Annotated in this window: 14 protein-coding genes and 1 pseudogene; 6 read left to right on the forward strand and 9 right to left on the reverse strand. The window is 73.7% G+C overall.

Annotated features, from left to right (window positions below):
- Positions 1-18 precede the first annotated feature (18 nt).
- The gene (locus GA0070560_RS20675) at positions 19-1329 is read right to left on the reverse strand and encodes an MFS transporter (RefSeq protein WP_091300442.1); all 1311 of its coding nucleotides are present in this window, start codon (positions 1327-1329) and stop codon (positions 19-21) included.
- The gene (pdxH, locus tag GA0070560_RS20680) at positions 1326-1955 is read right to left on the reverse strand and encodes a pyridoxamine 5'-phosphate oxidase (protein WP_091300537.1); all 630 of its coding nucleotides are present in this window, start codon (positions 1953-1955) and stop codon (positions 1326-1328) included. Before pdxH ends, GA0070560_RS20675 begins: the two co-directional genes overlap by 4 nt.
- Positions 1956-2229: 274 nt before the next feature.
- On the opposite strand from pdxH, the gene GA0070560_RS20685 reads away from it, so the two are divergent.
- The 3 genes from GA0070560_RS20685 (at position 2230) to sepH (ending at position 6393) form a co-directional block, all read left to right on the forward strand.
- Entirely contained in the window at positions 2230-3336 is a 1107-nt protein-coding gene (locus tag GA0070560_RS20685) for a citrate synthase 2 (RefSeq protein WP_091300446.1), read from the forward strand.
- A 663-nt stretch (positions 3337-3999) separates the two neighbouring features.
- Positions 4000-5127 carry a phosphoserine transaminase gene (gene serC / locus GA0070560_RS20690; RefSeq protein ID WP_091300449.1) on the forward strand — a complete coding sequence of 376 codons (1128 nt, stop codon included), beginning with the start codon at positions 4000-4002 and terminating at the stop codon, positions 5125-5127.
- A gap of 186 nt (positions 5128-5313) precedes the next feature.
- The gene (sepH, locus tag GA0070560_RS20695) at positions 5314-6393 is read left to right on the forward strand and encodes a septation protein SepH (protein WP_091300452.1); all 1080 of its coding nucleotides are present in this window, start codon (positions 5314-5316) and stop codon (positions 6391-6393) included.
- 151 nt (positions 6394-6544) lie between these two features.
- On the opposite strand, the gene thpR is transcribed toward sepH, so the two are convergent.
- From thpR to GA0070560_RS20720, 5 genes are all read right to left on the reverse strand, one after another.
- On the reverse strand, positions 6545-7123 hold the full coding sequence (gene thpR / locus GA0070560_RS20700; RefSeq protein ID WP_091300456.1) for an RNA 2',3'-cyclic phosphodiesterase: 579 nt from the start codon (positions 7121-7123) through the stop codon (positions 6545-6547).
- On the reverse strand, positions 7120-7602 hold the full coding sequence (locus GA0070560_RS20705; RefSeq protein WP_091300459.1) for a hypothetical protein: 483 nt from the start codon (positions 7600-7602) through the stop codon (positions 7120-7122). Before GA0070560_RS20705 ends, thpR begins: the two co-directional genes overlap by 4 nt.
- 124 nt (positions 7603-7726) lie before the next feature.
- Positions 7727-9013: an MFS transporter gene (locus GA0070560_RS20710; RefSeq protein ID WP_091300463.1), complete on the reverse strand. Its 1287-nt coding sequence runs from the start codon at positions 9011-9013 to the stop codon at positions 7727-7729.
- A 69-nt stretch (positions 9014-9082) separates the two neighbouring features.
- The gene (locus GA0070560_RS20715; protein WP_170839506.1) at positions 9083-9532 is read right to left on the reverse strand and encodes a MarR family winged helix-turn-helix transcriptional regulator; all 450 of its coding nucleotides are present in this window, start codon (positions 9530-9532) and stop codon (positions 9083-9085) included.
- A 122-nt stretch (positions 9533-9654) separates the two neighbouring features.
- Entirely contained in the window at positions 9655-11130 is a 1476-nt protein-coding gene (locus GA0070560_RS20720; protein WP_091300466.1) for an NCS2 family permease, read from the reverse strand.
- Positions 11131-11218: 88 nt separating this feature from the next.
- Here GA0070560_RS20720 and GA0070560_RS20725 point away from each other — a divergent pair, with 88 nt between their 5' ends.
- Positions 11219-11476: a DUF2530 domain-containing protein gene (locus GA0070560_RS20725; RefSeq protein ID WP_091300470.1), complete on the forward strand. Its 258-nt coding sequence runs from the start codon at positions 11219-11221 to the stop codon at positions 11474-11476.
- Between the two features lie 42 nt (positions 11477-11518).
- On the opposite strand, the gene GA0070560_RS20730 is transcribed toward GA0070560_RS20725, so the two are convergent.
- Positions 11519-12358 carry a DUF3027 domain-containing protein gene (locus tag GA0070560_RS20730; RefSeq protein WP_091300473.1) on the reverse strand — a complete coding sequence of 280 codons (840 nt, stop codon included), beginning with the start codon at positions 12356-12358 and terminating at the stop codon, positions 11519-11521.
- A gap of 99 nt (positions 12359-12457) precedes the next feature.
- Here GA0070560_RS20730 and GA0070560_RS20735 point away from each other — a divergent pair, with 99 nt between their 5' ends.
- Together GA0070560_RS20735 and GA0070560_RS29550 are read left to right on the forward strand one after the other, a co-directional pair.
- Positions 12458-14185, forward strand: coding sequence for an MFS transporter (locus GA0070560_RS20735; RefSeq protein ID WP_091300476.1), 1728 nt, complete (start codon positions 12458-12460; stop codon positions 14183-14185).
- Positions 14182-14853, forward strand: coding sequence for a futalosine hydrolase (locus GA0070560_RS29550; RefSeq protein ID WP_091300479.1), 672 nt, complete (start codon positions 14182-14184; stop codon positions 14851-14853). Before GA0070560_RS20735 ends, GA0070560_RS29550 begins: the two co-directional genes overlap by 4 nt.
- Positions 14854-14898: 45 nt before the next feature.
- Here GA0070560_RS29550 and GA0070560_RS20745 read toward each other — a convergent pair.
- Positions 14899-15873: pseudogene (locus GA0070560_RS20745) on the reverse strand (GNAT family N-acetyltransferase); the annotation flags it as partial.
- Between the last annotated feature and the right edge of the window lie 286 nt (positions 15874-16159).

The raw sequence follows: 16159 nt of genomic DNA on the forward strand, positions 1-16159 counted from the left end.
GCCGGGCACCGGGGCCCGTCACCCCGCCGGCGTCCCGACGGCCCGGTCCCGGGCCGTCGCCGTGGCGGAGCGGTAGCGGATCAGCGCCGGGAAGACCACGGCCAGCACGATCGCCAGGGCGGCGGAGAGCAGCCCGCCGCCGACCCAGGCGACACCGGTGCCGAACCCGGCGGCCACCGTCCCGGCACGCAGGTCGCCCAGCCTCGGACCACCGGCGACCACCACCGTGTTCACGCCCTGGAGCCGGCCCCGCATCCGGTCCGGCGCGTACACCAGCAGCATCGACTGCCGCAGCACCGCGCTGACCAGGTCGGCCATCCCGGCGAGGGCGAGCAGCACCACCACCAGCCAGAGCTGGCGGGCCAGCCCGGCCAGCGCGATCGCCACCCCCCAGCCGACCACAGCCGCCACCAGCACCAGCCCCTGCCGGCGCAGCCGGCCGATCCAGCCGGAGGTGAGGCCGCCCAGCATCGCGCCGATCGCGATGGCGCTGTAGAGCCAGCCGACCGCCGCCCCGCCGCCGAACCGCTCCTGCGCCACCTCGGGGAAGAGCGCCCGGGGCATGGCCAGGATCATCGCGATCAGGTCGATCGCGAAGGACAGCAGCAGCACCGGCGTGGTGGCCAGGTAACGCAGCCCGTCGGCGATGCCGGCGAGACCGCCCCGGCGTGCCTCCCCCTCGGCGGGCGGCTCCGGCGGCATGGCGGGCAGCCGGACCGTGGCCACCACCAGCCCGGCGAAGAGGACCGCGTCCAGCGCGTAGGCGATCGGCAGGCCCGTGTCCGCGCCGAAGGTCGCGATGATCAGACCGGCGGCCAACGGCCCGACCACCGAGGCGGCGGTGAAGGTGGTGTAGTTCAGCGTGCTCCCGGCCGGCACCAGCTCCAGCGGCAGCAGCCGGGGCACGATCGCCGAACGGGCCGGAGAGCTGATCGCGAAGGCGATCGAGTGCACGGTGACCAGGGCCAGCAGCACCACCGGGTGGCCGCCGAGCAGCGCGTGCACCAGCAGGCCCAGCGTCGAGGCCCAGAGCAGTGCCGAGCCGGCCAGCAGCACCCGGCGACGGTCCCGGGCGTCGGCCACCGCCCCGCCCCACAGCCCGAAGACCAGCAGCGGCACGAAACCGGCGACGCCGAGCAGCCCGACCCAGAACGAGTCCCCGGTGAGCGCGTACATCTCCACCGGCACCGCGACCGCGGTGAGCTGGAAGCCGAACATGGCGAGCGTGTTGCCGAGCCAGATCCGGCGGTACGCCGGCACCGCCAGCGGGCGCAGGTCGATGGCCCAGCGACGCGATCCGCGCGACCGGGCCCTGTCGGCGTCGGTCACGGGGCCAACCGCTCCACGACCCAGTCGCCGCCGTCGGTACGCCGGAACCGCAGCCGGTCGTGCAGCCGGCTGGACCGCCCCTGCCAGAACTCCACCGTCTCGGGGCGCACCCGCAGCCCGCCCCAGTGCGGCGGGGCGGGGATCTGCCCGACGTCGGCGAAGCGCGCCGCCACCGCCTCGTACGCCGCGTCCAGCGTGGCCCGGTCGGGAATGACCCGGGACTGGGCGCTGGCCCAGGCGCCGAGCTGGGACCCGCGCGGGCGGCTGGCGAAGTACGCCTCCGTCTCCGCCCGGTCCACCCGTTCGACACGCCCGCCGACCACCACCTGCCGCTGCATCGGGAACCAGGGGAAGACCAGGCTGGCCCACGGGTTGGCGGCCGCCTCGGCACCCTTGCGCGACTCGTGGTTGGTGTAGAAGACGAAGCCCTCCGGGTCGTACCCCTTGAGCAGCACGGTGCGGCCGCTGGGGCGACCGGCGGCGTCGGCGGTGCCGACCACCATCGCGTTCGGCTCGAGCAGCCCGGCGGCGACCGCGTCGGCGAACCACCGGTCGAACTGGGTGTACCAGTCGGCGGCCAGGTCGGTCTCGGAAAGGCCCAGGTCGGCGGCGTACTCGTTACGCATGGCCGCCGGTACGGGTGTGTCGCCGGTCACGTTCCCTCTCCCCCTCGTCGGGGTGCCCGCGCCCTTCGGCGCTGGCCAGCCCTCAGCATCCAGTCTCGCCGAGCCCGTGGCGGGCTCCACCTCGGGGGATGTCGCGTGCGGCACAGTCGCACTGGGTCGCGCGCTCGGTTACCCGGCAGGCAAGATGTCACGAACACATCCCTGAGGGTCGCCTTGGGTACCGGGCAGTACGAGCCCGCGGCGGGGCGCACCGAGCCAGAAGCCAGGAGACGACATGTCCGACTTCAAACCGGGTCTGGAGGGCGTCGTAGCCTTCGAGACCGAGATCGCCGAACCGGACCGCGAGGGTGGCGCGCTGCGCTACCGGGGCGTGGACATCGAGGATCTGATCGGTCAGGTCTCCTTCGGCAACGTCTGGGCGCTGCTGGTCGACGGGCGTTTCGGCCCGGGCCTGCCGCCGGCCGAGCCGTTCCCGGTGCCGGTGCACTCCGGCGACATCCGCGTCGACGTGCAGTCCGCGGTCGCCATGCTGGCCCCGTACTGGGGGCTCCACCAGCTGCTGGACATCTCCGACGAGCAGGCCCGCGAGGACCTGGCCCGGGTGTCGGTCACCGCGCTGTCCTTCGTCGCCCAGTCCGCCCGTGGTCTGGGCCTGCCGGCCGTGCCGCAGAAGGAGATCGACAAGGCCGAGACGATCGTCGAGCGTTTCATGAAGCGCTGGCGCGGCGAGCCCGATCCGCGGCACGTCAAGGCGGTCGACGCGTACTTCATCTCGGCCGCCGAACACGGCCTGAACGCCTCCACCTTCACCACCCGGATCGTCGCCTCCACCGGCGCCGACGCCGCGGCCTGCATCTCCTCCGGCATCGGCGCCCTCTCCGGCCCGCTGCACGGCGGCGCCCCGTCCCGGGTGCTCACCATGCTGGAGGCCGTCGAGCGCAGCGGCGACGCCGAGGGGTACGTCAAGGGCGTCCTCGACCGCGGGGAGCGGCTGATGGGCTTCGGCCACCGGGTCTACCGGGCCGAGGACCCGCGCGCCCGGGTGCTCCGCCGCACCGCCCGTGAGCTGGGCGCGCCGCGCTTCGAGGTCGCCGAGGCGCTGGAGAAGGCCGCGCTGGCCGAGCTCCAGGCCCGCCGCCCGGACCGGGTGCTCGCCACCAACGTCGAGTTCTGGTCGGCCGTGGTGCTGGACTTCGCCGAGGTGCCGGCGCACATGTTCACGTCGATGTTCACCTGCGCCCGGATGGGCGGCTGGAGCGCGCACATCCTGGAGCAGAAGAAGCTCCAGCGGCTGGTCCGCCCGTCCGCCCGCTACGTCGGGCCGGGCACCCGCAAGCCGCAGGAGGTCGAGGGCTGGGACGCCATCCCACACGGCGTCTGACCACGTACCCCGCCGGAACCCCCGCCCGTCACGTCGGGCGGGGGTTCCGGCGTATCCGCCTCCGGCCGGCATCGGCCTGCGATGTCGGCGACGTGGCGGTATCCGAGCCCCTGGGACACCGCCACATCGCCGCCACCGAGTCGATCTCGTCACCCGCCGAGCCCCGGGGCGGGGCGGGGCGGACCGGGCCAACACAGAGGGCGACCCCCTGCTCTCCAAGGGCGGCGAGCTTCCCGCCCTTTGCTCTGCACCCCGATACGCACCGGTAACGCTCCGCGAGTGGCATTCCGCCGGGCGACCGGGCAAACCGAACAGTCAGCCGCAGGTGAGGTCGGTGGTGCGCCCGAGGGTGCAGAGCAAAGCTCCCGACGCGAGGAGACGAACCCTGGACCAAGGGTCACTCTCAGTGACAAAGACGTGTCGTCACCGAGAGCGATCAGACATCCCGTCGACCGCACCGGGCGTTCTGTGGCGTATGCCTCAGCAGCCGGCGGGGGACCGACGGCGGTGGCGACGGCGCGAGGTGGGAGGATGAAGGCACGGCAGTGCCGCCGGAACGGGCTCGGACCTCGGGCCCCGCGCGCCGAGGCGTGCGAGGCCGCCGTCGATCCGCGCCCGTTGTACGGGCCCGCCCTCGCCCATGCGGAAGGATCGAGACATACCGTGGCTGACGCACCGACCATCCGGATCCCTGACGACATCAAGCCCGCCGACGGGCGGTTCGGCTGCGGGCCGTCCAAGGTCCGTCCGGCGGCCGTCTCCGCCCTCGCCGACGTGGCGACCAGCTACCTGGGCACCTCGCACCGGCAGAAGACCGTCCGCGACGAGGTGGCCCGGCTGCGCCGGGGCATCGCCGAGTTCTTCTCCCTGCCCGAGGGCTACGAGGTGATCATCGGCAACGGTGGCACCACCGCCTTCTGGGAGGTCGCCACCTTCGGCCTGGTCCGAGACCGGGCCCAGTTCGCCAGCTTCGGCGAGTTCGGCGCCAAGTTCGCCAAGTCGGTCTCCGACGCGCCGTTCCTGGGCGAGCCGACCGTGCGCAAGTCGGAGCCGGGCAGCGCCCCGGCCCTGGTCGCCGAGGCCGGGGTGGACGTCTACGCCACCCCGCACAACGAGACCTCCACCGGCGTGGCCGTGCCGATCAGCCGGGTGCCGGGCGCCGACGAGGGCTCCCTGCTGCTGGTCGACGCCACCTCCGGCGCAGGCGGCCTGGACGTCAACGTCGGCGAGACCGACGTCTACTACTTCGCCCCGCAGAAGTGCTTCGGCTCCGACGGCGGCCTCTGGCTGGCCCTGATGTCGCCGGCCGCGCTGGAGCGGGCCGCCGAGATCAGGTCCTCGGGTCGCTACATCCCGGCCTTCCTCGACCTGGTCACCGCGATCGACAACTCGCGGCTGGAGCAGACGTACAACACGCCGGCGCTGGCCACCATCTTCCTGGCCGCGGAGCAGACCGACTGGATGAACTCGCAGGGCGGCCTCGCCTGGGCGGCCAAGCGCACCGCCGAGAGCGCGGGCATCGTGTACGGCTGGGCGGAGCGGTCCGCGGTGGCCACGCCGTTCGTCAGCGACCCGGCGCTACGCTCCAACGTGGTCGCCACCATCGACTTCGCCGACGGAGTGGACGCCTCGGCGATCGCCAGGGCGCTGCGCGCCAACGGCATCGTGGACACCGAGCCGTACCGGAAGCTGGGCCGCAACCAGCTGCGGGTCGCGCTCTTCCCGGCGGTCGAGCCGGCCGACGTGGAGGCGCTGACCGCCTCCATCGACTACGTGGTCGAGCGACTCTGACCCACCGTCACGGTGGGTGGCCGGGAAGCCTCCCGTTGCCACCCACCGTGACGATCGCCGCAGCTCAGTCACGACATGCGGGTGTCGCATCCCCCACCTTCGGGTAGAGGAGCGTACGGTGGTGCGAGACGCCCGGGTGGCCGGCTCGTGGCGTGACGGCCAGCGAAGCGGGACGGAGGCAACGCCATGCGCCCAGTACGCTTCGTCGCCCTCTCCGAGGACGGCCAGGCTCTGGTTCTCGCCGACGAGGTCGGGCGTCTGCTCGCCCTCCCCATCGACGACCGCGTCGCCTCGGCGCTGCACGCCGAGCCCGGCGCCGCACCACTCTCCGTGGTGCCGGCCGCCGCCGACCCGACCCCGTCGCTCTCCCCGCGGGACATCCAGGCCCGGATCCGCTCCGGCGAGTCCGCCGAGGACGTCGCGCGGATCGCCGGCGTCCCGGTCGACCGTGTCCTGCGGTACGCCGGCCCGGTGCTCCAGGAGCGGGCCATGCTCGCCCAGCACGCCCGACGCACCCGGCTCAAGGGCGCCGAGAAGCCCACCCCGCTCGCCGAGGTGGTCAACGGTCGGCTGGCCCAGCACGGGATCGACACCGAGAAGATCTCCTGGGACGCCTACCGGCGCGACGACGGCACCTGGCGGATCATCGCCACCTGGCCGTCGGGCAAGGCCACCGCGCAGGCGGTCTGGGACCTCGACAAGACCCGGCAGAACGTCGCCCCGCACGACGACATGGCGCAGTACCTGTGCGCCGAGCGTCCGACGCCGATCCTCGGTCAGGAGCCGGCGCCGGAGCGGGGCGGCCACGCGCTGCCCGGCCCGTCGCGCGGCGAGCCGAGCCGGGGCGGGCACGGCCTGCCGGCGGCCGCCGAGCCGCGTCCGGGCCGGGACCCGATCCGGGCCGGGCGCGACGCCCTGCTCGCCTCCCTCGACCGGCCGCTCGGCGGCACCTCCGGCCGTGGGCTCGACCCGCGGTCCCCGGCCGCGCTGGCCGGTCCCGAGGCGCCCCGGCAGCGGACTGTCGGCGGGGGCGCGGCGGCGCTGCTCGGCGGGGGTCAGGGTTCCGCCTTCGACGACGACTCGGACGCGCCGAAGGAGATCCCGGCCGTACCGTCGCTGGCGGTGCTGCGGCCGCGCCGGACGGGCACCGCGGCGGCCGCTGCCGGCGGCGAGACCACCGAGGCCGGTGGCAAGCCGCGCAAGCGGCTGCCGAGCTGGGACGACGTCCTCTTCGGCAGCGGACCGGCGGCCCGCGAATCCTCCTGATCCACGACCACCCTGGCGGTCGTGGGCACGCCAGGTGCCCGCGTGCCAGGGTGGTGAGGGCACCACCGAACAGATCATCGGCCGGTCGGCGACGGCGGCCCGGGACCGGAGGCGTGGGCCTGGTGAGTCGCGCCTGACCGGTGCCGGCCGGTCAGAGGGGCCAGGCCGCCAGCCGGTCGTACGTGGGGCGGGGTCCCTGGTGGCTGCGGACCAGGACCAGCTCGGTGGCCGCCCACTCCGGGCCCCGGTACTCGTCGAGGGCGGCCCGGTCGGCCTCCACGTCGGACCGGTCGATGCGGTCGCCCGGTCGGGCGACGGTCAGGTGCGGGCGGAACGGCCTGTCGTCGTGCGGGAGGCGGTTGCGGCGCAGCCCGGACCGGATCAGCCGGCCCAGCACGTGCAGCGCCTCCACCTCGCCGAGCAGGTCGACCCAGAGGACGGTGAACCGGCCGCGCCCGAAGCGTCCGCCCCCGCCGAGGCGCAGCCGGGGTGGGCTCTCCCAGCACCCGCGGGCGGTCTCGACGGCGAGGCCCAGGGTGCTCTCCACGTCGATCAGCCGGTCGGCCTCCACCTCGCCGAGGAAGGCGAGTGTGACGTGCAGCTGTGCCGGGTCGGCGAGGCGTACGTTGATGCCGGCGGCGCTGGCCGCGCCGACCCGCAGCCCGGCGATCCGGGCGGTCAGGTCCGCGACAGCGGCCGGTGGTGGGTAGACCGCGACGAAGAGTCTCACGCCCGCCGGTCACGGGGTCGGCGGCCGGCGCGGGTGGCCGGCAGGTCCAGTCCGGCCAGGGCGAGCAGCCCTTCGACGCGTACCCGCTCGATCTCCCGGTCGACCCCGGTCAGCTCGCCCAGGTGCTCGGGGACTCCCAGCGCCCGGCAGGCGGCCCGGAGCCGCTCGTCGTACACCTCGATGACCGAACCGTGCCAGACCACCGAGCGACCGTTGGCGGCGAGCCGGTGCCCGCCGAGGCGGCGCAGGTCGGCGGCGATGAGTTCGAGTGGTCGCCGGTCCGGCCGGTCGAGCCGGCTCAGGTCGATGTCCCGGGTGAAGGCGTCCGGGCCGAGGGCGCGGTCCAGCCGGGCGATGGTACGCCGTTCGCGGCGTCGCTCCCGCCACTCCGCCCAGCCGCAGGCGACCCGGTCGGCGATCTCGTCGAAGCAGAAGAGTAGAGCGATCAGGACCGGTAGGCACGCCACGGCGAGGATCATCAGTGCCAGCGTCCACGCCCCGCTTCCGCCTCCCACGTATCGACGCTAAGGCCCACGCCGGGTGTCCGCCAGCGGATTGCCGGTATCCGGACCCAAACCTGTCCGCCTTCCCGGATGGCGGGGCTCAGCAGTCCGGGGAGGAGACGACGTAGAAGCGCGGCATGGGCAGCACCCGGAAACGGAGCCGGGCACCGTCGCGCCGCAGCTGCCAGGTGAGCGCCAGCAGCGCGGTCGCCAGGGAGACCAGCCCGCCGATCCAGATGCTCGCGCCGGCGCCGTACGTCTCGGCGACCCAGCCGATCACCGGCGCGCCGACCGGGTTGGTGCCGAGGAAGACCAGCACCCACAGCGCCATGACCCGGCCCCGGAAGGCGGCGTCGGTGCCGAGCTGGATCCGCTGGTTGGCCGCCTGGGCGAAGAACACCATGAAGAACCCGGTCGGCAGCAGCAGCGCCACCACCAGCCAGTACGCCGGCGCGAGCCCGACCAGGGTGCCGAAGGTGGCACAGGCGACCGCCGCGCCGAGCACCAGCCACACCGATGGGCGGCTGCGCCGTCCGGTGCCGGCCAGCGCCCCGGCCAGGGCGCCGACCGCGAGCGCGCTGCTGAACAGTCCGAAGGACGCCGCCCCGGTGTCGAAGACGGTCTTGGCCAGCGCGGCCAGGGTGAGCTGGAAGTTGAACAGCGAGGTGGCGATCACCGAGATCATCACCATCGGCAGCAGCAGGTCGGGGCGGCGGCGGACGTAGCGCAGCCCGTCGATCACCTTCGCTGACGCCCGCTCGTCGCGCGGTAGCAGCGCCTCCCGGTGCAGCTCAGCCGGACGCATCCGGATCACGTTTACCAGCGGGGCGATCGAGCTGAGCGCGGTGACCAGGAAGACCGGCCCGACGTCGAAGGCGGCGATGGCCAGGCCGGCGACGGCGGGCCCGACGATCCGGGCCGAGTTGAACGTGGCAGCGTTGAGGGAGAGCGCGTTGGGCAGCAGCGGCGTCCCGACCAGCTCGCTGACGAACGCCTGCCGCACCGGGGTCTCCACCGCGTTCGCCGTGCCGAGCAGGGCGGCGAAGGCGAAGACGTGCCAGAGCTGGACCAGGTCGGTAATCACCAGGGCGGCCATGCCCAACGCCAGCACCGTCCAGAAGGCGTTGGCGACGAAGAGCAGCATGCGCTTGTCGTACCGGTCGGCGAGCCGGCCGGAGAGGAGGGTGAGCAGCAGCACGGGGGTGAACTGGAGCGCGGTGACCACGCCGAGTGCGGTGGCGGAGTCGTCGGAGAGCTCGAGAACGAGCCAGTCCTGGGCGATGAACATCATCCAGACGCCGATCAGTTTGATCAGCTGCCCGGATGCGAAGAGCCGGTAGTTGCGGACCTGTAGGGACTGGAACATCGTGCTCAGCTTCGCCTGCACTCTTGGTGCGCCTCCTCGGGTCGTACGCCGTATCCACAACGGACGGCGCGGACCCGGTGGTACGGGCGCTCAGGCGCGAGCGAGCTGCTGGAGGATCTCGGCGGCCCGCCGTAGCGTGTCCCGTTCGCCCTCCGTGAGCGCGGCCAGCCGGTCGGCCAGCCACTCGTTGCGGGCCCGCTCGAACTGTTCGAGCACGGCCCGACCCCCCGCGGTCGCTGCCAGGATGACCTGGCGACCGTCGGTCGGATGGGGGGTGCGCTGCACGAGGCCGCGCTCCTCCAGCTTCGCGACGATCTTCGTCATCGTCGGCGGTTGCACCCGCTCGATGTCGGCCAGTTCCCGGGGCGTCAACGCGCCCGCCAGCTTGAGGCTGGTGAGCGCGGAGAGCTGGGTGACCGTCAGGTCTCCCACCGGGCGGGCCTGCCGGACCCTCCGGTTGAGTCGGGTTATCGCATCACGCAGCTGAGGTGCGAGCTGCGCCGGTGGCACGCGTTTCGCCGTCACCGTCCGCTCCGTCACAGTCGTTAGCTTAACTAATGAGCCTGGCTAACGACATGCGATATGACCATGCTCACGAGAAGTTCGCCCTGCTCCGGGCCGGGTATCCGGTTCGGCTCCCCGGCCCGGAGCAGGTGCTGGTGTTACAGCACGGACTCGATCGGCCCGCGCAGGAAGTACAGGATGAACAGCGCGGCGACGCCGTACAGCAGCGGGTGGATGTCGCGCGCCTTCCCCTTCGCCAGCTTGATCACCACGTACGAGACGATGCCGGCGCCGATGCCGTTGGAGATCGAGTACGTGAACGGCATGAGGGTGATGGTGAGGAACGCCGGGATGGCGATCTCGTAGTCGGTCCAGTCGATGGTGCGTACCGCGGTCATCATCAGGAAGCCGACCACCACCAGCGCCGTCGAGGCCGCCTCGAACGGCACCACCAACGACAGCGGCGCGAGGAACATCGCCAGCAGGAACAGGGCGCCGGTGACCAGGTTGGCCACCCCGGTCCGGGCGCCCTCCGCCACACCGGCGGCGCTCTCGATGTACGACGTGTTGCTGGAGACGCTCGCCGCGCCACCCGCCGCCGCGGCGATCGAGTCGACCAGCAGGATCTCCTTCGCCCGCGGCGGGGTGCCCTGCTCGTCGAGCATGCTCCCCTCCTGGCCGATCGCGACCATCGTGCCCATGGTGTCGAAGAAGTCGGTGATCAGCAGGGTGAAGACGAACATCAGCGGCACCAGCCAGCCGGCCCGGCTCCACGAGTTGAGCACGTTGAAGTTGCCCAGCAGGGACAGGTCGGGGATGTCCACGAGCTGCCGGGGCAGCTCCGGCACGTTGAGCGACCAGCCCTTGGGGTTGGGCTTGCCGTCCACGAACGACGGGCCGACGTTGGCGACCGCCTCCACGATGATCGCCAGCACGGTGGAGGCGAGGATGCCGATCAGGATCGCGCCGCGCACCCGGCGTACCACCAGCACCAGGGTCACCAGCAGGCCGACCACGAAGACCAGCATCGGCCAGCTGACGATCTTGCCGTTGATGCCCAGACCGACCGGCACGGTGGTGTTGGCCGCGTCCGGGATCCGCCGGACGAACCCGGCGTCGACCAGGCCGATGATGGTGAGGAACAGACCGATGCCGACGCCGATCGCCGTCTTCATCTGGGTCGGGACCGAGCGGAACACGGCGGTCCGCAGGCCGGTGAGCACGAGGACCGCGATGATCACACCCTCGATCACCACCAGGCCCATCGCGTCGGCCCAGGTCATCTCCGGGGCGATCTCGTACGCGACCAGCGCGTTCACGCCCAGGCCCGCGGCGAGCGCCATCGGGAAGCGGCCGACGACGCCCATCAGCATCGTCATCAGGCCGGCGACCAGCGCGGTCGCGGCGGCGATCGCGGGGATCGAGAGCTTCTTGCCGTCACCGTCGACGGCGCCGCCCAGGATCAGCGGGTTCAGGACCACGATGTACGCCATCGTGAAGAAGGTCGCAAGTCCACCCCGGACCTCGCGGCTCATCGTCGAGCCACGGGCGGAGATCTCGAAGAATCGGTCGAAACCGCTCCGCGGGTGGGCGGGATCGGACGGGGTGCCGTTGTCCGGCGGCGCAATGGCCATCAGGTCCTCGCAGGTGATCTTCCGTTGTCGCGCGCATCGTCCCAGATCAGGGGCCGGCAGGAAAAGTTGATCGCGTACGCTTTGCCCCGTGCCACAGGAGCAACCGCCGCGCCCCGAGCCGCTCGACCCGCCGATGGTGCCGTTCGCGGTCGCCGGGCTGATCGCCTGGGCCGTCGCCGGCCTCGTCCTGCTGGTCTTCTTCCGCGGTTGGCTCACCGAGCACGGGCACGAGAACTGGCTCTGGACCTGCCTGGCCGGATTCCTGTGGGGCTTTCCCGGCCTGGCCGTGATGATGCGGCACGACGCCGACCGGCGTCGCCGCCGGCAGGCCGCCCGTCAGGGCTGAGCCGGCGCAGGGCCCGGCGCGTCACGGCGCCGGACGGCGCGGTCAGGGGTGGCCGTACGGCTCACCCGGCTCGGCGGCCTCCACCGAGCCCGGCGCCCGGCTGACCGACATGGCCTCCACCGCGCTGTCGTCGTAGACCGTCGGCAGCTCCTCGACCGCGGACTCGGCGGTCTCGACCAATGTCTCGGAGTGCGCGCCGCACCCGTGGTCGGCGCTGACCACCCGGCCGTCGTCCGGGGCGTAGAAGTTGCCGCAGGCGCCGAAGGACTGCCGCAGGGCGCCGGCGAGCGGCAGGTAGAAGCCACAGGTGCCGCACCGGGCGGCGGCCGGGGCGGCGACCGAGATCGGCGCGGCCGGGCCGTGGTCGCCGTCGTACCAGCGCTGGGCCGCGTCGGCACGCCCCTCGCGGGACAGCACCCGGGGCCGGCCGAGGCCGAGCTCCCAGGAGACCTCCTCGACCGCCGGGTCGTCGGAGAGCAGGTAGCCGGGGGCGAGGCGCTCGTCGTCCGCCGGGGTGGGGAGCAGGTCGCCCGGCCCGAGGTCGCCCGGCTTGAGCCGCTCCTGCCAGGGCACCCAGCCGGGGGCGAGCAGCGCGTCCGGGCCGGGCAGCAGCACCGTCTCGCAGACGGTGACGTGCTTGCTCCGCGCCACCCGGGTGACGGTGACGGCCCAGCGCCAGCCGCGGTAACCGCCCATCCGACACTCGAAGTAGTGCGTGACGACCCGGTCGCCCTCGGCGACGGCGCGCAGATGGTCGCCGACGTCGGAGGGTTCCACCTCGGTGATGGCGTCGCGGGCCACCTCGACGGCGGCGGCGCAGACCTGGTCGAGGCGGGCGGCACGGGTGGAGGCGGGCCTGGTCACCCGACCATTGTTCCCCATGCGTGCCGCCGCCCGACAGGGACTCCCCGATGACTCCCCCGGCGGCCTCTTCCACCACTGGCGCGACGCGCGTGGAGCGGATGGGCGAGGATGGTGCACATGCCGCTGTCCTCCCGCTCCGGACGGTCCGTCCTCGGCCGGACCGTCGGCACGGGCGTCCGCGCCGTACGTCTGCTGCTCCGTGGCTCGGTCAGCAGCGGACGCTGGATGACCCGGCGGGCCGGCTCGGCCCGGGCCAGGGGAGCGGGCAACGAGGTCGGCATGGTCCGCCTCTTCGACCTGCACGCGATCTCCTGCGCGGGCGACACGCTGATCGCGATCGGGCTGGCCGGGACGATCTTCTTCGACGTCCCGCTCGGCGAGGCGCGCAGCAAGGTGGCGCTCTACCTGCTGGTCACGATGGTGCCCTTCGCCATGCTCGCGCCGGTGGTCGGGCCACTGCTCGACCACTTCCGGCACGGCCGCCGGTACGCCCTGGCCACCACCATGCTCGGCCGGGCCTTCCTGGCCTGGCTGATCTCGGACCACATCGGCGGCTTCGGGCTCTACCCGGCCGCGTTCGGCGTGCTGGCGCTCTCCCGCGCGTACGGCGTGGCCCGCTCGGCCGCCGTCCCCCGGTTGCTGCCGGAGGGCCTCGGGCTGTCCCAGGTCGGGGCCAGGGCGAGCGTCTACGGCACGGTGGCCGGCGCGTTGGTGGCCCCGATCGGGTTGGCCGCGTTCTGGTTCGGGCCGCAGTGGCCGCTCCGGGTCGCGTCGGTGATCTTCCTGGTCGGCATGGTGATCGCGCTGCGGCTGCCGCCGAAGGCGGATTCCGAGCCTCCGGAGCGGGTGCCCCGACCACTGCGTGCACTGCGCCGCGACGGCGACCGTCCGCTGGGCCGGGGCCGCCCGGCCGGCCGGCTGGTGATCGCCACCCTGATCGGGGCGGCGGCGTTGCGCGCGCTCTACGGCTTCCTGCTGCTCTTCCTGGCGTTCGCGTTGAAGAAGGGCGACCTGACCACCGACTTCTTCGGCCGGGAACTGAGCGACCAGGTGGCGCTGGGCCTGGTCGGCGGGGCCCTGGCCGTCGGCGGCTTCCTGGCCACCGCGCTCGGCACCCGGCTGCGCATCCACCGGCCGGCGGCCATCCAGTCCAGCACGATCATCATCGTGGCGGGTGTGGCGGTCCTGGCCACGGTGAAGTTCTCGCTGCCGATGGTGGCGGTGCTCTGCCTGGTCACCGCGATGAGCAGCGGGATCGCCAAGCTGGCCGTGGACGCCTCGATCCAGGAGCGGATCCCGGAACGGCTGCGGGCCAGCTCGTTCGCCCATTCCGAGACCGGTTTGATGCTCGCCTTCGTCGCCGGTGGCGGCCTCGGGCTCGTCCCCTTCGACGGGCGGATCGGCATCGCGGTGGCCGCCGGGGTCGGGGTGCTCGCCGCCGCCCGGGGGGCGCTGGTCGCCGGGCGGCTGCGCGCCGAACGCCTCATCGGCCGGCCGCTCACCGACGAGGAGCTGACCGACCGGGACCGGGAGGCGACCCGGGCGGACCAGGCCGCCGCCGCGCAGGCCGCCGCCGACCGGGCCGCCGCCGACCGGGAGGCCGGCCGGGACGGGCACCGCCGGACGCCGGACGACACCCTGGTGGACGGGACCCCGGTGGACGACGACGCGGCGGAGGCCGCGGCGCAGGCCGCGCCGACCTCGCCCGCCCCGACCGGGCAGCCGTCCGACGACGCCGGGCTGGCCCCGCCCGGGTACCACATCTACCGGCCGTCCTCGGCCGTCCCCCGTGCCGGCGGCGCCGACGACGAACGGCGGCGGGAGTCGCCGGGGCCGGTGTCGTGACCGGACTGCTGGTGCTGACCGCCGTGCCGGCCGAGGCGGAGGCGGTCCGGGCCGGTCTGACCGATCCGACGGTGACCGTCCGGCCGGTAGGGGTGGGTCCGGCGGTGGCCGGGGCCGCGACCGCCCGGCTGCTGACCCTGGCCGAGGCGGCGGGCCGGCCGTACCGTGCGGTGATCAGCGCCGGGATCGCGGGTGGCTTCGCCGGACGCGTGCCCGTCGCCGGGACGGTCCTCGGGACCCGCAGCGTGGCCGCGGACCTGGGCGCGGAGTCGCCCGACGGCTTTATCCCGATCGACGAGCTGGGCATGCCGCCGGAGCTGCTCGGCGGCGGACCGGTAGTCGACGCCGACCCGGAACTGCTCGCCGCCCTGAGCGCGGCGCTGCCCGGGGCCACCGCCGGTGAGATCCTGACCGTGAGCACCGTGACCGGCACGGCCGCGAGCACCCGCGCCCTCGCCGACCGGCACCCCACCGCGGTGGCCGAGGCCATGGAGGGGTACGGGGTGGCGGTCGCCGCCGCCCAGGCCGGCCTAGCCTTCGTCGAGCTACGGACCGTCTCCAACCCGATCGGCCCGCGTGACCGGGGATCGTGGCGGATGGCCGAGGCGTTCCGCGCCCTGACCGAGGCTGCCAGGGCGCTGCCCGAGGCGGCCGGGACGCTGGGCTGACGGCCGGACGTGACGCATCACCGGCGTCCGGTGCGTGACCTCGAAGCCGCAGCCCGCCAGCAGCCGCACCCCCGGCCACTCGGCGACCCCGGACACCAGCCGGATGCCCCGCTCGTCCATCCGGTGCAGCAGCGCCTGCACCAATCGCCGCCCGATACCCAGCCCCCGGTGCTCCGGAGCCACCAGGACGCCGTCGAGCACCAGCTCACGCGGCCACACCGACTCGTCGTCCCCGTACGCCAGGTGCGGGGTGCGCTCGTACGCCCGCAGCTCACCCACCAGCTCGCCGTCGGGCAGCTCGGCGACGAACCGCCAACCGGTGGGTGCCCGGGAGTCCTCGACCCGGCGTACTACGCACTCTCGCCGGACCCGCTCCGACCTGCGCCGCTGGTCCCGCCGTTCCCGGTCACGGTGATAGGTGATCGCGGGCAGCGGCAGCGGCCACTGCGCGGGCGGCAGGTTGAACCAGGGTGCCCACCATGCGCCCGGCCAGTCCCGTGGCTCACGCACCTCCCGCGCGTCGAGGTGGGGCGGGCAGTTCCGGTCGGCGGCGTCCCGCAGCCCTTCGTGCGGCACGGCCGGCAGGAAGCAGGTCTCCGGCCCGCCATCACTGCCCGCCCACCGATCGCTGTCTTCGCCGGCCGACCGTCCCTCGCCGTGAGGGTCACCCGCCTCGCCGTGAGGGCGGCCCGCCTCGCCGTGAGGGTCACCCGCCTCGCCGTGACGGCACCCCGGACCGGGGCCGGCAGTCCCTTCGGCGGCGTGTTCCGTGCCCGGCAGCCAGATCGCCAGCCGACCCGAGACGGCCCGTACCAGCCGCTCGACCGTCCGGAACCCGGGGTCGTCGGTCTGCCCGGACTCCAGGCGGCCGATCGTCGACTGCGGCACTCCGGACCGCGCGGCCAGCTCACGCTGGCTGAGGTCGGCAGCCCGGCGCAGGGCGCGGAGCGTGGCACCGAGGTCAACGGGAGCGGAAGGTGACAGCACGGCGACCATGCTCGCCCGCCCAACCGCCGCCATCAACACCCACCGCGTACCTGTGGACAACCCTGTGGACAAGTCGATGGCCTGGGGACAGAGTGCTTCCCTCAGGCACTACAGACCTGATCGCACGAGTGGATCGCCGACAGGTGGTCGCAGAAGCCGACACGTGATCGCAGAACCGGACCGTCCAGCTTCGCGGCCAGCGCCACCATGGCCGGAAGCGGCGGTCGGGGGCGGCGCTCGGGGGCGGCGCTCGGGGGCGGCGCTCGGGGGCGGCGCTCGGGGGCGGCGCTCGGGGGCGGCGCTCGGGGGCGGCGCTCGG

Source organism: Micromonospora halophytica, assembly GCF_900090245.1.
Lineage (GTDB): Bacteria > Actinomycetota > Actinomycetes > Mycobacteriales > Micromonosporaceae > Micromonospora > Micromonospora halophytica.

What these genes read in the sequence shown, in the direction of transcription:
- GA0070560_RS20730 (WP_091300473.1), bottom strand. Translation starts at nt 12,358, where the DNA reads ATGGGGAACAATGGTCGGGTGACCAGGCCCGCCTCCACCCGTGCCGCC.
- GA0070560_RS20685 (WP_091300446.1), top strand. Translation starts at nt 2,230, where the DNA reads ATGTCCGACTTCAAACCGGGTCTGGAGGGCGTCGTAGCCTTCGAGACC.
- GA0070560_RS20735 (WP_091300476.1), top strand. Translation starts at nt 12,458, where the DNA reads ATGCCGCTGTCCTCCCGCTCCGGACGGTCCGTCCTCGGCCGGACCGTC.
- GA0070560_RS20705 (WP_091300459.1), bottom strand. Translation starts at nt 7,602, where the DNA reads ATGATCCTCGCCGTGGCGTGCCTACCGGTCCTGATCGCTCTACTCTTC.
- sepH (WP_091300452.1), top strand. Translation starts at nt 5,314, where the DNA reads ATGCGCCCAGTACGCTTCGTCGCCCTCTCCGAGGACGGCCAGGCTCTG.
- GA0070560_RS20720 (WP_091300466.1), bottom strand. Translation starts at nt 11,130, where the DNA reads ATGGCCATTGCGCCGCCGGACAACGGCACCCCGTCCGATCCCGCCCAC.
- pdxH (WP_091300537.1), bottom strand. Translation starts at nt 1,955, where the DNA reads ATGCGTAACGAGTACGCCGCCGACCTGGGCCTTTCCGAGACCGACCTG.